The sequence below is a fragment of the Comamonas sp. DB36 genome (genome assembly GCF_057914905.1).
Window position 1 is genome coordinate 1,008,905 of record NZ_CP196631.1, and the last position, 15,222, is coordinate 1,024,126.

Consider the following 15,222-nt stretch of genomic DNA (forward strand, 5'->3'; position numbering starts at 1 on the left):
GGGATCTTCCTCACTGTTCGAGCACATGCTGGAACTGCATCAGATACATCGCCGCCGTGTGGCGCGCGGTCTGCAATATCGCCTGCTGGGCCGTGCCTGTGCTGTCGAGCTCCAGCGTCATCTGCACCGCCATCAGCCAGCGCTCGAGATGGTGCTCGTCGTTGGCGCCGTGGTATTCGAGGAAGCGAAAGGCGTCGGGCGGCAGGGCCAGCGCGGCGCGCAGCAGCGGCAGCAGGCTGGGAACGATGCGCTGGCCCGTGCCTTCAATGATGTAGATCGCGCCCAGCAGGCCTATGGGGTTGGGTGTCGCCGCCAAGCTGTGCAGATAGGCATTGAGTGCCTCGCCGCCGGGATTGCGTCGCAGCGCGGTGATGTCGGTCTGCGTGCCGCCGGTCTTGAGGTAGTCGCTGTACAGGATCTTGAAGTCGTTCTGTTCCTCGCCCGCATGCAGGTCGATCAGCGAAGCCAGCGCTGCATAGTCGCCGGTCAGCGAGGCCGCGCCTTCGCGCATCCACAGGCTGCCTTCGCGCACCTGCGGAATCCACTGGCTCATCCAGCGCACATAGTCGCCGGTGTGCAGCTGGCGCGTGCGTATGCGCTGCAGCAGCGGCGTGCGCCAGACGCTGGAGCGGTAGTCCTGCCAGATGCTGGCAAGTTCGGTCAGCAGCGGGGCCAGCGCCTTGGGGGCCGCTGCCGGGTCATGCGGCGGCGCAATGGTGCTGACATCGGGCAGGGCGTCATGGGCAATGGCGTCGCCGGCCTGGGCGGGCGGGCACGGATAGGCGGCCAGGGCGGGAGCCGGGGTGTCCGCCTCTACCTCCCACAGCATGTAGCCGGCCGTGAAGCGGCCGGACTCGGGAATGAAGCACAGCACGCTGTCGCCGGCTTTCAGGCTGGAGCCCTTTTGCTGCAGGAACTCCGACAGCATGATGAAGATCGACGCCGCGCCGGTGTTGCCGCGCCAGGCCAGATTGCTCCACCAGCGATCGCGCGGAATGCTCAGCTGGGCCTTGCCCAGCAGGTCATCGACCACGGGTATGAAGCGCTCGGACGAGTAGTGGCACAGGAAGTGGTCTATGCCGCGCTCTGGCACCCAGCCCTTGTGCGCGAGATCGGCGTATTCGTGGATGCAGACGTCGAACAGGTGCGGCAGCAGGCGTATGTCCTGGCGCAGCGCCAGCGCGCCCGCGGCCTCGGCATCGCCCCAGGCAGGGAAATCGAGGTGGCTCTGGCTGCGGTCGGCCGTGAGGCCCAGCTGCATGCACACCGGGTAGTCGCCGGCAAAGCTGCGCAGGTGGGTCCACTTGAGTTTCAGCCGCAGGCCGTTGACCTGCGGCAGGGCCTGGGGGCCGCCCAGCAGCACCGCGCCCGCGCCGTCCGACAGCATCCAGCGCAGGAAGTGGGCGTCGAAGTCGGTGTCGTAGCCCTGGGCCGCGAAGCGCGAGCGCTTGAACAGCCGCGAAGGCATTTCGCTGGCCACCGACAGCGCCAGGGAATGGGCGCCGCTTTCCACGGCCATGGCCGCGGCCTGCAGCGCGCCCACGCTGGCCGCGCAGACGCCGTGCACCGACAGCGTCTCCATCGGCGGCGCGGCCATCTCGCCCTGGATCATGCTCGCAAAGCCGGGCATCAGCGCATCGCCGCCCGACGAACCGCTGGACAGAAAGCCGATATCGGCCAGCGACCGGCCCGCGCCCGCCAGCGTCGCTTCGATCGCGCCGGCGGCCATCTGCGCGTTGCTGAACACGGTCGCGCCCGCGCCGTCGATCGCGTAGTGGCGCGTCAGGATGCCGTTCTCGGCCAGGATGCGGCGCTTGAGGCGCTCGGAGATGCGATTGAGCGGAGCGACAAACGCATCCATGCCCGCGTTGTCCACGGGTGCGCCGGGCAGGAACATTCCCGCGGATTGAAGATAGACGTTGGAATAGGCGACAGGCATGGCGTATTGGTTGTTGATTATTGGATGGCGTTGGCAGGCATCTGCGCCCGGGTGCGCGCCGCGGGCCAGACCAGGCCCAGCACGAACACCCGGCCCATATAGGGCAGCAGGCCGCGTTCGTTGAGATCCGGGTGCACGCGTGTGCGGTAGTGGTCGGCATGCAGCCGCGTCAGCTGCGACCAGTGGGCCTGGGGGTGCTCATGGTGGGCCGTGTGCAGGCCGATGTTGAACAGCAGCGGATTGACCCAGCCTTCGAAATTGCGCGCGTAGTTCAGCGGCGTGCCGGGCATCTTGCGCTGCGCGCGCGTCAGCGGCCGGCCGTCGGCATGCGCATGCTGCAGGTAGTTGGTCGCGAGCAGCCAATGCAGGCCGTGCAGTTGCGGCACGATCACCAGCAGCAGCGCCTTTTGCCAGTCGAGCGCCAAGAGGATGGCCCAGCTTCCCAGCCACAGCGCGTATTGGCCCATGCAGTAGCGGAAGGCGCCGGGCGAATGCCGCCGCAGGCGCGCCAGCCAGCGCAGGAACATCGGGTAGAGCACCAGGCCCGCCTGCAGCGGGTGGATCAGATAGCCCCACAGGTGGTTGGTATCGCCGCCGAATTCGGGCCGGTAGGTGCGCGCGATATCGCGCGGGCCATGGCGAAAACGGTGGTGGTTGCCCACATGCGCGGGCCAGAACACGAACGTCGGGTGGCCTTGCAGCAGCGTGAGCCAGTAATCGGTCAGGCGGTTGGCGCGGCGGCCATGCCACATGCGCAGGTGCGTATGGTTGTGGTGGATCACGCCCGTGCCCAGCGTCAGGAACAGCGTCAGGCCGTAGAGCAGCCAGTGGAAGCCATGGGTCCATTGCCACCAGACCAGCAGCGGCAGCGCAAGCATGTAGGCCACCGATTGCCAGTCGCGCCCATGGCGCAGCCGGGGAAGGCGCCGCGCCATCTAGCGCGCGCCCGGCGCGGTCTTGACCTGGGTGCGCATGAGCCGGTCCATGAATGCGAGTGCAAAGCCGTAGTTGCCGGCCGGGCGCGCATGGTGCAGATGGTGGCGCCGGCTCGCGGCCAGCGGGTGGGTGTCGGAGACTGATGGAAAGAAATCGTAATTAGCGTGACCAATTACATTGAGCAGCAGGCTCAGCACGGGCACGCTGGCCAGCGACCAGAACGAGAAGTCATGCACCAGCATGGGCAGCAGGATGATGTTGCCCAGCATCATGGCTTCTATGGGGTGGAAACTGTAGGTCGACCAGGGCGTGGTGACCACCGAGCGGTGGTGGTCGCCGTGAAAGCGCACCAGCCGGCGCGTGTGCAGCAGCCGGTGGTTGATCCAGAAGTGCACGTCGTTCCATATCAGCAGCACCACGATTTCGAGCGCAATGCGCCCGGCGCTGGCGTCGGGCGTCAGGCGCGCCCAGCCCAGCTGCAGAAAACCCCAGGGCACGATCATTCCCAGACCGAACACCAGCACCGAGTGAAACGACTGGCGCCATTCGCGCCGCAGCTGGTCGGGCTTGAGTGCGCGGGTATCGAGCGGCCGGCCTATGCCCAGCCGGGCCAGGGTGCGCGTCAGCGCCGACATGCCCCAGCCGCCGAGGCAATACAGGCCGCCGAAAAACACCAGCCCCAGCGCCATGACCTGCCAGGCTGAGAGTTGGATGAACCAGGTACCAGTGTCCATGAAGTCTCCGTGACGTGAGCGCCTCCCGGCCGGGCGCGATGAGGGCGGACAGGACGGTCAGCGCGTCAGCGTCCTATCGCGAACACCACGGGAGTGCGGTTGTCGGCGGGCATGGGCAGCTGCTTCCAGTCGCGCACCAGCCGGCTCTCGATGCGCGCCGTCGCCAGCGTCAGGCCCGCGGCCAGCGCCAGGCGGCTGTTGGGCTGCAGCGTCTGCAGCAGCGCCTGCCACAGCGCGGGGTTGCGGTAGGGCGTCTCGATGAACAGCTGGGTCTGGCCCTGGCGCAGCGCCAGCGCCTCGAGCTCGCGAATGCGCTGGCCGCGCGCCGCGCTGTCCTGGGGCAGATAGCCGACAAACGCGAAGTTCTGGCCGTTGAGGCCGCTGGCGGCCAGCGTCAGCAGCAGCGACACCGGACCGACCAGCGGTACCACCGCCAGGCCCAGGTCATGCGCGGCGCGCACGATGGAGCTGCCCGGGTCGGCAATTGCCGGCATGCCGGCTTCGCTGACCAGGCCGATGTCGTGGCCGGCGAGCGCGGGCGCGAGCAGCTGCTTGGCGTCGAACACCGCGCTGCCCTTGTCGCCGTGGTCGCCCTTCTTGTGCGCTTCACGCGGCAGCTCGACGATGGACTGCTCCTGCAGCGTTGCCGCGAGCGGGAAGAGGGGAGCGATGCGGTTCAGGTAGCCGCGCGTGCTCTTGGCGTTCTCGCAGATCCAGTGCGTGAGGCCGGCGGCGCGGCGCAGCGTGGCTTCGGGCAGCACATCGGTCAATGGGGACTGGCTGTCGCAGCCGAAGTCCAGCGGCGCGGGAACGAGGTACAGCGTGCCGCGCCCAGGCTTGGTGGAAGTGTTCATGGCAATTGCATTCCTGCGGCGCGCAGCAGCGCGGTGGTGCGGATCAGCGGCAGGCCGATCAGCGCGGTCGGGTCGTCGTTGAGGATGCGCGTCAGCAGGCTGATGCCCAGGCCTTCGCTTTTGGCGCTGCCCGCGCAGTCGTAGGGCTGCTCGGCGCGCAGATAGCGCTCGATCTCGTCGTCCGTCAGGTCGCGAAACTGCACTTCGACGGTGGCCAGCTCGGTCTGCGCAAAGCCGCTGGCCTGGCACACCACGCTCACGGCGGTCTCGAACAGCACCGTCTGGCCGCGCATGGCCTGCAGCTGGCGCACCGCGCGCTCGTGGGTCAGCGGCTTGCCCAGCGGCTGGCCCGCGAGGTCGGCCACCTGATCGGAGCCGATCACGATGGCTTCAGGGTGCAGCGCGGCCACGGCGCGGGCCTTGGCTTGTGCCAGGCGCAATGCAAGCGCGCGCGGCGCTTCGCCGGGCAGCGGCGTTTCGTCGACTTCGGGCGAAGCGGTCTCGAAAGGCAGGCCCAGACGGGTCAGCAGCTCGCGGCGATAGCGCGAGGTCGAGCCCAGAATCAAGGGACGCTGGCGCAAAGGGTTCGGAGTGGCAGGGGATTCAAGCATGGGCCGATTCTCTTACACTGGCCGCCATGACCAAGGAATTTTCCCCGGAACGGCTCGATGTCAAGGCGTTTGCGCAAGCGCAGGCGCACATCGAAGGCCAGGAACCGCTCTCGCAATTCAATCGCCTGGCGCTCGAAGCCCAGGGCCCGCACGACGGTGTGCAAGTACGCTGGGCCGCCGAGGGCGAGCTGCGCGCCGAAGCCGGCGCCGAGCCCCAGATCTGGCTGCACCTGCAGGGCGAGACCGACCTGCCGATGATCTGCCAGCGCTGCCTCACGCCCGCGCCTATCGCCCTCGACGTGGAGCGGTCTTTCCGCTTTGTCGCCGATGAGGCCACGGCCGAAGCGCTCGACGACGAAAGCGAAGAGGACCTGCTCGCGCTGAGCAAGGAATTCAACCTGCTCGAACTGCTCGAGGACGAACTGTTGATGGAGCTGCCCGTGGTTCCGTTGCATGATGAGTGCCCCGAAGCTGTGCCCCTGGCTTCGAGCGACGAGGATTTCGAGCAGGCCAACAGCGAGAAGCCCAATCCTTTTGCGGCGCTTGCCGGCCTGCGCATTTCCAAGCCCAAGCCATAATTTCCCGCTGCACGCACACCTAAAACAAGACACAGGAGCCGCCTGCGGCGAAGCCGCTTCGGGGGTTATTTACGCTTTCTTCATGTTTGCGTTATACTCTTAGGCTTCTCGCGAATCCCCTCGTGTCTTCAATGGGCTGATCGCGTTTTTTACCAACCCCTTCAAGACTCAGGAGCCATCATGGCTGTTCAGCAAAACAAAAAATCCCCTTCCAAGCGCGGCATGCACCGTTCGCACAACGCTCTGAACGTGCCCGGCATCGCTGTCGAGCCGACAACGGGTGAAACCCACCTGCGTCACCACATCAGCCCTACCGGTGTCTACCGCGGCCGTCAGGTGCTGAAGAACAAGTCTGAAGCCTGATCTTCGACCGCTCCCACAGGGCCCGCGGCTACAAAAAAAGTAGCGCGGGCTTTTGTGTTTTTGAACGCATGATTTTTTCTTTGAGACCTCAATGCAGGTCCGCAAGTCGCCCATGATCACACTGGCTGTTGACTGCATGGGGGGCGATCACGGCCCCCGCGTCACGCTCGCGGCGTGCCGTCAGTTTCTCGACAAACATCCTAAGGCGCGGCTGCTGCTGGTAGGCAAACCTGAAAGCCTGGAGTCGTTCCAGCATGAGCGCGTCACCCTGGTGGCGGCGTCCGAAGTCGTCGGCATGGATGACCCCGTCGAGGTCGCGCTGCGGCGCAAAAAAGACTCTTCCATGCGTGTGGCCATTGAGCAGGTCAAGTCGGGCGCCGCGGCCGCTGCCGTCTCGGCCGGCAATACCGGTGCGCTGATGGCCATCGCGCGCTACGTGCTCAAGACGCTCGACGGCATAGACCGTCCGGCGATTGCCGCCCAGCTGCCCAACAGCAAGGGCCATGCGACCACGGTGCTCGATCTGGGCGCCAATGTCGACTGCACCGCCGAGCATCTGCTGCAATTCGCCTTTATGGGCACGGCCCTGGTCTCGGCGCTCGAGGAAAACTCAAAGGTCTCGGTCGGCCTGCTCAACATCGGCGAGGAAGCCATCAAGGGCAGCGATGTCATCAAGCGCAGCGGCGAGCTGCTGCGCAAGGCCGGCCAGGCGGGTGAAATCAATTTCTTCGGCAATGTCGAAGGCAATGACATCTTCAAGGGCACGGTCGACATCGTGGTCTGTGACGGCTTTGTCGGCAACGTGGCGCTCAAGACCAGCGAAGGCGTGGCCTCGATGATCAGCAACGGACTCAAGCAGGAGTTCAAGCGCAACATCCTCACCAAGCTCGCGGCCGTCGTCGCCTATCCGGTGCTGTCGGCGCTGATGAAACGCATGGACCACCGGCGCTACAACGGTGCCGCGCTGCTGGGCCTGCGCGGCCTGGTTTTCAAGAGCCATGGATCAGCGGATGCGATTGCTTTCGAGTACGCATTGACCCGGGCGTATGATGCGGCCTGCAATAACTTGCTTGACCGCGTTCAGTCCCGGATTGCCCGTGCAGCTCCTTTGCTGGACGCCGTGCCAGCCACTCCGGTTCCGGCAGTGTCGGCGTCTTGAGCTTAAAAACAGATGAGAATTTATTCCCGCATCACCGGCACCGGAAGTTATCTGCCTCCGCGGCGCGTGACCAATCAGGACATGCAGGCCGACCTGGCCACGCGTGGCATTGAAACTTCCGACGAATGGATTGTCGAGCGCACCGGCATCCGGGCACGGCATTTCGCCGAACCCGATGTCACGAGCAGCGACCTGGGTCTGGAGGCCGCGCGCAAGGCGCTGGAGGCCGCGGGCCGCAGGCCCGAGGAAGTCGACCTGATCATCGTCGCGACTTCCACGCCCGACATGGTCTTTCCTTCGGCCGCGACCATCCTGCAGCACAAGCTTGGCGCCAACGGCTGTCCGGCCTTTGACGTGCAGGCCGTGTGCAGCGGCTTCGTCTACGCGATCACGGTGGCCGATGCGCTGATCCAGACCGGTTCGGCCAAGTGCGCGCTGGTCATAGGCGCCGAAGTCTTCAGCCGCATTCTCGATTTCAACGACCGCACGACCTGCGTGCTGTTCGGCGACGGCGCGGGCGCGGTGGTGCTCGAAGCTTCCGAGCAGCCCGGCATCCTGGCCAGCGATCTGCATGCCGACGGCAAGCACAGCGCCATCCTGTGCGTTCCCGGCAACGTCTCGGGCGGCCAGATCCTTGGTGACCCGGTGCTCAAGATGGACGGCCAGGCGGTGTTCAAGCTGGCCGTGGGCGTGCTCGAGAAAGCCGCGCGCGCCACGCTCGACAAGGCCGGCATGACCGATGCCGACATCGACTGGCTGATCCCGCACCAGGCGAACATCCGCATCATGCAGAGCACGGCCAAGAAGCTCAAGCTGCCGATGGAAAAAGTCATCGTCACTGTGGATCAGCATGGCAATACCTCGGCCGCATCGATTCCGCTGGCGCTCGACCATGGCGTGCGCTCCGGCCAGATCAAGCCCGGCCAGAACCTGCTGCTCGAAGGCGTGGGCGGCGGCTTCACCTGGGGCGCGGTGCTGCTGAAGCTGTAAGCCGCTGCAAGCTACCCGGGGCGGCGAGGCCGCCCTTTTTTTCACCAAAATCAAAGCAAGACCATGAGCATGAAGAAATTTGCATTTGTCTTTCCTGGTCAGGGCTCGCAGTCCGTGGGCATGCTGGACGCATGGCAGGACCACCCCGTGGTGGTCCAGACCCTGGCCGAGGCCTCCGATGCGCTCGGCGAGGACGTCGCCCGCCTGATCCATGAAGGCCCCAAGGAAGCGCTGGCGCTGACCACCAACACCCAGCCGGTGATGCTGGTCGCGGCCATCGCCGCCTGGCGCGTGTGGAACGCCGAAGGTGGCGCCCAGCCCGCGGCCCTGGCCGGCCATTCGCTGGGTGAATACTCGGCGCTGGTCGCCTCGGGCGTGCTGACGCTGGCCCAGGCCGCGCCGCTGGTGCGCCTGCGCGCCCAGGCGATGCAGGAGGCCGTGCCCGTGGGCACGGGCGCCATGGCTGCCATCCTGGGCATGAATGCCGATGCCGTGAAGGCCAGCTGCGCCGAAATCACGGCCAGCCTGGGCGGCGCCGAAGTTGTCGAGGCCGTGAATTTCAACGATCCCTCGCAGACCGTGATCGCGGGCAGCAAGCTGGCCGTCGAGAAGGCCTGCGAGGCCCTCAAGGCCGCGGGCGCCAAGCGCGCGCTGCCGCTGCCGGTGTCGGCGCCGTTCCATTCAAGCCTGATGAAGCCCGCGGCCGAAAAGCTGCGCGTCGCGCTCGCGCAGACCACGTTTGCCGCGCCCCAGATTCCCGTGATCAACAACATCGACGTCGCGGTGCAGACCGAGGCCGATGCTGTTCGTGATGCCCTGTACCGCCAGGCCTTCGGCCCGGTGCGCTGGGTCGAGTGCGTGCAGGCCATGAAGGCCCGCGGCATCACCCATCTGGTCGAATGCGGCCCGGGCAAGGTGCTCGCGGGCCTGACACGGCGCATCGACGCCGAACTCGTGGGCGCAGCCCTGTACGATCCGGCCACGTTGGCCGAAGTGAAGGAATTGTTCGCATGACAGAAACCAAGCCCCAAATCGCTCTTGTGACCGGTGCCACGCGTGGCATAGGCGCGGCCATCGCGCTCGAACTGGCCGGTCGCGGCTACCACGTGGTCGGTACGGCCACCTCCGACAGCGGCGCCGAGCACATCACCGAGGCCCTGGCGGCATTTCCCGGTTGCCGCGGCGTCAACCTCAACGTCACCGACGGCGCGGCCGTCGAGGCCTTGGTGGACGGCATCGTCAAGGCCCAGGGCGGCCTGCATGTGCTGGTCAACAACGCGGGCATCACGCGCGACCAGCTGGCCATGCGCATGAAGGACGAAGACTGGGATGCGGTGATTGACACCAATCTCAAAGCGGTCTTCCGCGTGAGCCGCGCCGCGATCCGCCCGATGATGAAGCAGCGCTTTGGCCGTATCATTTCCATCACCAGCGTGGTCGGCGCATCGGGCAACCCCGGTCAGGCCAACTACGCCGCGGCCAAGGCCGGCGTTGCCGGCATGACGCGCGCGCTGGCGCGCGAGCTCGGCAGCCGCAACATCACCGTCAACTGCGTGGCCCCCGGTTTCATTGAAACCGACATGACCGCGCAGCTGCCGCAGGAGCAGCGCCAGGCGCTGCAATCCCAGATTGCCCTGGGGCAACTGGGTCAGCCGTCCGACATCGCACACGCTGTCGCCTACCTCGCATCCACGGGTGCGGGCTATGTGACAGGCCAGGAATTGCATGTCAACGGTGGCATGTACATGTAATTGTCAAGAGTCACGCCGTATGTCCGAGCGGCGAGTTGTGCAGGGGTTTTGCCCTGAGCAGCTAGAATCGCGGATTCATTCACAACCCCCAGAGGGAAACCATGAGCGATATCGAAGCACGTGTCAAAAAAATCATTGCCGAACAACTTGGCGTGGAAGAGTCTCAAGTCACCAGCGAAAAGGCCTTCGTGGCTGATCTGGGTGCAGACTCCCTGGACACCGTGGAACTGGTGATGGCTTTGGAAGACGAGTTCGGCATCGAGATCCCCGACGAAGACGCCGAGAAGATCACGACGGTGCAAAACGCCATCGACTACGCCAATACCCACCAAAAGGCCTAAAGGCCTGCGCACACTGCGCGTTCAGTAGAAAGTTTTACGCATGAGCCGTCGTCGCGTTGTCGTGACCGGCCTGGGTTGCATCAGCCCCGTGGGTAACACGGTGGCGGATGCCTGGGCCAATATTTTGGCCGGCCAGTCCGGAATTGACCTCATCACGAAGTTCGATACTTCGAACTTCTCCTGCAAGATTGCGGGTGAGGTCAAGGGGTTTGATGTCGAGTCCTATATCAGCGCAAAAGATGCGCGGGGAATGGACAGCTTCATCCACTATGGCATTGCGGCTGCGGCGCAAGCCGTGCAGGATGCGGGCTTGCCTACGGGCGAAGCCTTGTCCGACGAACTTGCCACGCGCATTGCGTGCGTGGTCGGTTCAGGCATTGGTGGCCTGCCTCTGATTGAAAACACCCAGATCGAACTGGGTAACCGCGGCCCGCGCCGCATCACGCCGTTTTTCGTGCCCGCGTCCATCATCAACATGGTGGCCGGACATGTGTCCATGCGTTTTGGCTTCAAGGGGCCGAATATCGCTGTGGTCACGGCGTGTACCACCGGTTTGCATTGCATCGGTGAAGCGGGTCGCATGATCGAGTACGGCGACGCCGACGTGGCGATTGCTGGCGGCACGGAAGCGACAGTCTCGCCTTTGGGCGTCGGCGGTTTTGCCGCGATGCGCGCGCTTTCCACGCGCAATGACGATCCAAAGACCGCTTCGCGCCCCTGGGACAAGGACCGTGATGGTTTTGTGCTGGGCGAGGGTGCAGGCATGCTGGTGCTCGAAGAGTACGAACATGCAAAGGCCCGCGGTGCCAAGATTTACGCCGAACTGGCAGGCTTCGGCATGAGTGCCGACGCCGGTCACATGACGGCGCCCAACATGGACGGCCCACGCCGCGCCATGCTCAACGCCATGCGCAATGCAGGAATCAACGCCGACCAGGTGGATTACCTCAATGCCCATGGCACCTCCACGCCTCTGGGCGACCTCAACGAGACCAACGCCATCAAGGCGGCGCTCGGCGACCATGCGAAAAACATGGTGGTGAGTTCGACCAAGTCGATGACCGGCCACCTTCTGGGTGGCGCGGGCGGCATCGAAAGCGTGTTCACCGTGCTCGCGCTGCACCACCAAAAGGTGCCGCCGACGATCAACATCTTCTCGCAGGATCCGGAATGCGATCTTGACTACTGTGCGAACACCGCACGGGACATGAAGATCGACGTGGCGCTGAAGAACAACTTCGGTTTCGGCGGGACCAATGGCTCGCTGATCTTCAAGCGGATCTGATCACTTTTCAGCCGCGCACCATGCCCAGGCGCCGTACTCCCGCAAATTTGCCGGCGAGTCGGCGCTTTTTTCATGGGGCGGCGCGATGACACGCAGCGCACCGGGGCGCCTGCGGTATGCGCTGGTGCGCCCACCGCCGGCGCTTGGCTGGGGGCTGGCGGCCTTGGCAGGCGTGGCCGCGGCCGGGCTGCTGGCCTGGGCGCAGCAGGGCGCAAGTCCCTGGCCTGCGGCCGTCGGCCTGCTGCTGTGGCTGGCGGTCGGCGCGGGCGCGCTGCAATGCTGGCGGCAGTGGTCCGAGGGCTGGCTCGAATGGGATGGCGGCCAGTGGTGGCTGCAGCGCCGGCGCGGCGCGTTGCCCCAGGCATTGCCCGCGGCGCCCTGGGTCTGCTGGGACGGCCGGGACTTCCTGCTGCTGCATGCGAGCGGGCGTCTGCGCGGCGGCGGCTGGCTGTGGCTGCACCGCGCCAGCGCGCCCGCGTCGTGGGGGGATCTCAGGCGTACGGTATATTGGCGCCCCGACCTGTCTGCATGACGCCGCGCATCCGGACTGTCATGCGCGATACTAGGCCGGCCCCGAACGATTCAATGAACCCTTCCGTGACCCCTCCCTCCACCAGCGACAGCGACCTCCAATTGGTGGAGCGGACCAATGCCGGTGACCAGCGGGCCTTCGAGCTGCTGGTGATCAAGTACCAGCGCCGCATCGAACGCCTGATCGCGCGCATGGTGCGCGACACCGATCAGGTCCAGGACATCGCCCAGGAAACGTTCATCCGCGCCTATCGCGCGCTGCACCAGTTCCGCGGCGAGGCCCAGTTCTACACCTGGCTCTACCGGATCGCGGTCAACACCGCGAAGAAGGCGCTGCTCGACATGAAGCGCAATCCGGTGGTATCCGAATCGGCTTTACGCAGTCAGAGCGATGAAGATGAAACTTCTCACCTCGGACAAGAACTAACCACGGACGAGACACCGGAAACCGTTCTTGCGGCACAGGAAATCGCGCAGGCGGTGAATGCCGCGATGCAGGCCTTGCCCGAAGAGTTGCGTCAGGCGGTGACGCTGCGGGAAATCGAAGGTTTGAGCTACGAGGAGATTTCCGCAGCGATGGGGTGTCCGATCGGCACGGTGCGTTCGCGCATCTTTCGTGCACGTGAGGCGATTTCCGCGCGGGTCAAACCCATGCTGGAAAACCAGACGGGCAAGCGTTGGTAGTGGTGGACGTAGCCGGCTCTGAGCAGCGGGCGCAGGTGGATGACATCATGAATGAAGATCTGAACCAAACTCAAAGAGAACAGTTGTCGGCGCTGGCCGACGGAGAGCTCGCGGCCGACGACATCGCGCAGGCGCTGGCGTTCGCCGACAGCGATGAGGGTCGACAGACCTGGCAGCTGTATCAGCTGGTCGGCGATGTGCTGCGTTCGCCCGAACTGGCCCACCATGCCCAGCACGACGTGCTGTCGGGTGTGCGTGCCCAGCTCGCCAAGGAACCGCGGCCCAAGTTGCAGCCCGCGCCGCTGGTGCCTATTGCCGCGGCGCGCGGTCCCGACAGGGCGGCGAACAGCAGCGTGTTCCGCTGGAAGATGGCTGCGGGCATGGCTTCGGTCGCGGCTGTGGCCGCGCTGGGCTGGAGTTCGCTGCTGACCGACGGCGCGGCGTTCTCGGCGGGCGTGCAACTGGTGCAGGGCGGCGCGCCCCAGCAGTCCGTGCCCACCGAGGTCGTGGCCATGCAGGCCGGCGACGGCGCGCCCGTCATGCTGCGCGATCCGCGCCTCGACGAGCTGCTGGCCGCCCACCGCCAGTACAGCAGCGTCGCGGCGCTGCAGATGCCGGCCAACTTCCTGCGCAACGCGAATTTTTCGCAAGCTTCTGCGCGGCGCTGAGCGGCCGCGCGCGCGCTGCAAACGGCGGGCAATCGGTGCATGATGGCGTGCAAGGGCGCCAGCAGTGCTTGCTGCAGGGAACCAAATCGCTGTAACGCTTTCCAAACTGTGTTTGCTTCGAGAATTGTGAAAGGTTGAGAATGTCCCATACCTCCTGGAGATCTGCCCGTTCCTACGTGCTGGCATCGGTGATGACGGTCGCCTCCGTCGGTGCAATCCTGCCTCTGCCCGCGCTCGCACAGGCGCCAGCGGCGGCCGTGCGCGGCCTGCCCGATTTCACCGAGCTGGTCGAGCAGGTCGGGCCTTCGGTGGTCAACATTCGCACCTCGGAAAAAGTCGCGGCCCGCGGTGGCGCGAGCGGCATGGACGAAGACATGCTGGAGTTCTTCCGGCGTTTCGGCGTGCCGATTCCCAATCTGCCGCAGCGTCCCCAGCGCCCCCAGCAGCCGCAGCAGCCCGAAGAAGAGCAGCCGCGCGGTGTCGGTTCGGGCTTCATCCTGACCCAGGACGGCTACGTGATGACCAATGCGCATGTGGTCGAAGGCGCGTCCGAAGTCATCGTGACGCTCACCGACAAGCGTGAATTCAAGGCCAAGATCATCGGTTCGGACAAGCGCACCGACGTGGCCGTGGTGAAGATCGACGCCACGGGCCTGCCCGCGGTCAAGGTCGGCGACGTCAACCGCCTCAAGGTCGGCGAGTGGGTCATGGCCATCGGCTCGCCGTTCGGCCTCGAGAACACCGTCACCGCGGGCATCGTCAGCGCCAAGCAGCGCGACACCGGCGAATACATTCCGTTCATCCAGACCGACGTGGCCATCAACCCCGGCAATTCGGGCGGCCCGCTGATCAACATGCGCGGCGAAGTGGTGGGCATCAACAGCCAGATCTACTCGCGCTCGGGTGGCTTCATGGGCATTTCCTTTGCCATTCCCATGGACGAGGCGATTCGCGTGAGCGACCAGTTGCGCACCACGGGCAAGGTCACGCGCGGGCGCATAGGCGTGCAGATCGGCGCCGTGACCAAGGATGTCGCCGAATCCATAGGCCTGGGCAAGGCCCAGGGCGCGCTGGTCAGCGCCGTGGAAGCCGGCTCGCCCGCCGAGAAGGCCGGCATCGAGCCCGGCGACGTGATCACGCGCTATGAAGGCAAGGCCATCGACAAGTTCGGCGACCTGCCGCGCATGGTCGGCAACACCAAGCCCGGCACCAAGAGCGCCATCACGGTGTTCCGCCGCGGCAGCCAGCGCGATCTGACGATCACCATCGCCGAAGTCGAGCCCGACGAGAAGACCGCTTCTGCGACCGCGCCCAGCGAAGAGAAGGCACCCAAGGCATCGGCCGCGGCCCAGCAGCTGGGCCTGGCGGTCGCCGAGCTGACCGAAGCGCAGAAGAAGGAGCTCAAGATCAAGGGCGGCGTGCGCGTGGTGTCCAGCGAAGGCGCGGCGGCGCGCGCCGGCCTGCGCGAAGGCGATGTGCTGCTGGCCGTGGCCAACACCGAAGTTTCTGGCCTCAAGAGCTTTGAAGCCGCGCTGGCCAAGGCCGACAAGGCCAAGCCCATCAACCTGCTGGTGCGCCGCGGCGAATGGGCACAATACGTGCTGATCCGCCCGACGCGCTGAAATGCCGACGGTGGCCGCAGCCTTTCCCAGGAGAGGCGCTTGCGCCACCAATAGGCGACTCGTGGCGCATTGGGTAGAATCGCCGGTTCCGGCCTTGACGGGCTGCAGCCAGCGCGCGCCGGAAAATTCCCGGGCGCGCAGCGCGGGCGCAGCCGCCCGCACGCATTACCCATGTC

The 15,222-nt window shown here is 65.6% G+C and carries 17 protein-coding genes; 12 read left to right on the top strand and 5 right to left on the bottom strand.

The window, feature by feature from the left end; all coding sequences use genetic code 11:
• Positions 1–10: 10 nt before the first annotated feature.
• From ACSVDO_RS04760 to ACSVDO_RS04780, 5 genes are all read right to left on the bottom strand, one after another.
• Entirely contained in the window at positions 11–1,939 is a 1,929-nt protein-coding gene (locus ACSVDO_RS04760; RefSeq protein WP_489595147.1) for a beta-ketoacyl-ACP synthase III, read from the bottom strand.
• A gap of 17 nt (positions 1,940–1,956) precedes the next feature.
• Positions 1,957–2,874, bottom strand: coding sequence for a fatty acid desaturase (locus ACSVDO_RS04765; protein WP_489595149.1), 918 nt, complete (start codon positions 2,872–2,874; stop codon positions 1,957–1,959).
• Positions 2,875–3,609, bottom strand: a complete 735-nt coding sequence (locus ACSVDO_RS04770) for a sterol desaturase family protein (RefSeq protein WP_489595150.1) — start codon at positions 3,607–3,609, stop codon at positions 2,875–2,877.
• 65 nt (positions 3,610–3,674) lie between these two features.
• Entirely contained in the window at positions 3,675–4,463 is a 789-nt protein-coding gene (locus ACSVDO_RS04775) for an SAM-dependent methyltransferase (RefSeq protein ID WP_489595152.1), read from the bottom strand.
• On the bottom strand, positions 4,460–5,074 hold the full coding sequence (locus tag ACSVDO_RS04780; RefSeq protein ID WP_332536732.1) for a Maf family nucleotide pyrophosphatase: 615 nt from the start codon (positions 5,072–5,074) through the stop codon (positions 4,460–4,462). Before ACSVDO_RS04780 ends, ACSVDO_RS04775 begins: the two co-directional genes overlap by 4 nt.
• Before the next feature lie 26 nt (positions 5,075–5,100).
• Between ACSVDO_RS04780 and ACSVDO_RS04785 the strand changes: the two genes are divergently transcribed.
• The 12 genes from ACSVDO_RS04785 (at position 5,101) to ACSVDO_RS04840 (ending at position 15,046) form a co-directional block, all read left to right on the top strand.
• On the top strand, positions 5,101–5,652 hold the full coding sequence (locus tag ACSVDO_RS04785; RefSeq protein ID WP_332536733.1) for a YceD family protein: 552 nt from the start codon (positions 5,101–5,103) through the stop codon (positions 5,650–5,652).
• A gap of 180 nt (positions 5,653–5,832) precedes the next feature.
• Positions 5,833–6,015 carry a 50S ribosomal protein L32 gene (gene rpmF, locus ACSVDO_RS04790; protein ID WP_159917732.1) on the top strand — a complete coding sequence of 61 codons (183 nt, stop codon included), beginning with the start codon at positions 5,833–5,835 and terminating at the stop codon, positions 6,013–6,015.
• A gap of 112 nt (positions 6,016–6,127) precedes the next feature.
• The gene (plsX, locus tag ACSVDO_RS04795; protein WP_489595154.1) at positions 6,128–7,174 is read left to right on the top strand and encodes a phosphate acyltransferase PlsX; all 1,047 of its coding nucleotides are present in this window, start codon (positions 6,128–6,130) and stop codon (positions 7,172–7,174) included.
• Between the two features lie 12 nt (positions 7,175–7,186).
• Positions 7,187–8,164, top strand: a complete 978-nt coding sequence (locus tag ACSVDO_RS04800; RefSeq protein ID WP_489595155.1) for a beta-ketoacyl-ACP synthase III — start codon at positions 7,187–7,189, stop codon at positions 8,162–8,164.
• 69 nt (positions 8,165–8,233) lie between these two features.
• Positions 8,234–9,178 (top strand): ACP S-malonyltransferase, encoded by a 945-nt coding sequence (gene fabD / locus ACSVDO_RS04805; protein ID WP_332536738.1) that lies wholly within the window; start codon positions 8,234–8,236, stop codon positions 9,176–9,178.
• Positions 9,175–9,915: a 3-oxoacyl-ACP reductase FabG gene (gene fabG, locus ACSVDO_RS04810; RefSeq protein WP_489595156.1), complete on the top strand. Its 741-nt coding sequence runs from the start codon at positions 9,175–9,177 to the stop codon at positions 9,913–9,915. The genes fabD and fabG overlap by 4 nt, the downstream gene beginning before the upstream one ends.
• A 101-nt stretch (positions 9,916–10,016) precedes the next feature.
• Entirely contained in the window at positions 10,017–10,256 is a 240-nt protein-coding gene (acpP, locus tag ACSVDO_RS04815) for an acyl carrier protein (RefSeq protein WP_048441207.1), read from the top strand.
• Positions 10,257–10,296: 40 nt separating this feature from the next.
• Positions 10,297–11,541 carry a beta-ketoacyl-ACP synthase II gene (gene fabF / locus ACSVDO_RS04820; RefSeq protein ID WP_332536742.1) on the top strand — a complete coding sequence of 415 codons (1,245 nt, stop codon included), beginning with the start codon at positions 10,297–10,299 and terminating at the stop codon, positions 11,539–11,541.
• 85 nt (positions 11,542–11,626) lie between these two features.
• Positions 11,627–12,073: a hypothetical protein gene (locus tag ACSVDO_RS04825; protein WP_489595159.1), complete on the top strand. Its 447-nt coding sequence runs from the start codon at positions 11,627–11,629 to the stop codon at positions 12,071–12,073.
• A 53-nt stretch (positions 12,074–12,126) separates the two neighbouring features.
• A complete protein-coding gene (rpoE, locus tag ACSVDO_RS04830; RefSeq protein WP_332536746.1) occupies positions 12,127–12,756 on the top strand; it encodes an RNA polymerase sigma factor RpoE in 630 nt (209 codons plus the stop codon).
• 47 nt (positions 12,757–12,803) lie between these two features.
• A complete protein-coding gene (locus tag ACSVDO_RS04835; protein WP_489595161.1) occupies positions 12,804–13,424 on the top strand; it encodes a sigma-E factor negative regulatory protein in 621 nt (206 codons plus the stop codon).
• Between the two features lie 140 nt (positions 13,425–13,564).
• Positions 13,565–15,046, top strand: a complete 1,482-nt coding sequence (locus ACSVDO_RS04840) for a DegQ family serine endoprotease (RefSeq protein ID WP_332536749.1) — start codon at positions 13,565–13,567, stop codon at positions 15,044–15,046.
• Positions 15,047–15,222: the final 176 nt, after the last annotated feature.

Excerpts from the sequence above, each read along its gene's own strand:
- ACSVDO_RS04760 (WP_489595147.1), bottom strand. The coding sequence starts at position 1,939 with ATGCCTGTCGCCTATTCCAACGTCTATCTTCAATCCGCGGGAATGTTC.
- ACSVDO_RS04765 (WP_489595149.1), bottom strand. The coding sequence starts at position 2,874 with ATGGCGCGGCGCCTTCCCCGGCTGCGCCATGGGCGCGACTGGCAATCG.
- ACSVDO_RS04770 (WP_489595150.1), bottom strand. The coding sequence starts at position 3,609 with ATGGACACTGGTACCTGGTTCATCCAACTCTCAGCCTGGCAGGTCATG.
- ACSVDO_RS04775 (WP_489595152.1), bottom strand. The coding sequence starts at position 4,463 with ATGAACACTTCCACCAAGCCTGGGCGCGGCACGCTGTACCTCGTTCCC.
- ACSVDO_RS04780 (WP_332536732.1), bottom strand. The coding sequence starts at position 5,074 with ATGCTTGAATCCCCTGCCACTCCGAACCCTTTGCGCCAGCGTCCCTTG.
- ACSVDO_RS04785 (WP_332536733.1), top strand. The coding sequence starts at position 5,101 with ATGACCAAGGAATTTTCCCCGGAACGGCTCGATGTCAAGGCGTTTGCG.
- rpmF (WP_159917732.1), top strand. The coding sequence starts at position 5,833 with ATGGCTGTTCAGCAAAACAAAAAATCCCCTTCCAAGCGCGGCATGCAC.
- plsX (WP_489595154.1), top strand. The coding sequence starts at position 6,128 with ATGATCACACTGGCTGTTGACTGCATGGGGGGCGATCACGGCCCCCGC.
- ACSVDO_RS04800 (WP_489595155.1), top strand. The coding sequence starts at position 7,187 with ATGAGAATTTATTCCCGCATCACCGGCACCGGAAGTTATCTGCCTCCG.
- fabD (WP_332536738.1), top strand. The coding sequence starts at position 8,234 with ATGAAGAAATTTGCATTTGTCTTTCCTGGTCAGGGCTCGCAGTCCGTG.
- fabG (WP_489595156.1), top strand. The coding sequence starts at position 9,175 with ATGACAGAAACCAAGCCCCAAATCGCTCTTGTGACCGGTGCCACGCGT.
- acpP (WP_048441207.1), top strand. The coding sequence starts at position 10,017 with ATGAGCGATATCGAAGCACGTGTCAAAAAAATCATTGCCGAACAACTT.
- fabF (WP_332536742.1), top strand. The coding sequence starts at position 10,297 with ATGAGCCGTCGTCGCGTTGTCGTGACCGGCCTGGGTTGCATCAGCCCC.
- ACSVDO_RS04825 (WP_489595159.1), top strand. The coding sequence starts at position 11,627 with ATGACACGCAGCGCACCGGGGCGCCTGCGGTATGCGCTGGTGCGCCCA.
- rpoE (WP_332536746.1), top strand. The coding sequence starts at position 12,127 with ATGAACCCTTCCGTGACCCCTCCCTCCACCAGCGACAGCGACCTCCAA.
- ACSVDO_RS04835 (WP_489595161.1), top strand. The coding sequence starts at position 12,804 with ATGAATGAAGATCTGAACCAAACTCAAAGAGAACAGTTGTCGGCGCTG.
- ACSVDO_RS04840 (WP_332536749.1), top strand. The coding sequence starts at position 13,565 with ATGTCCCATACCTCCTGGAGATCTGCCCGTTCCTACGTGCTGGCATCG.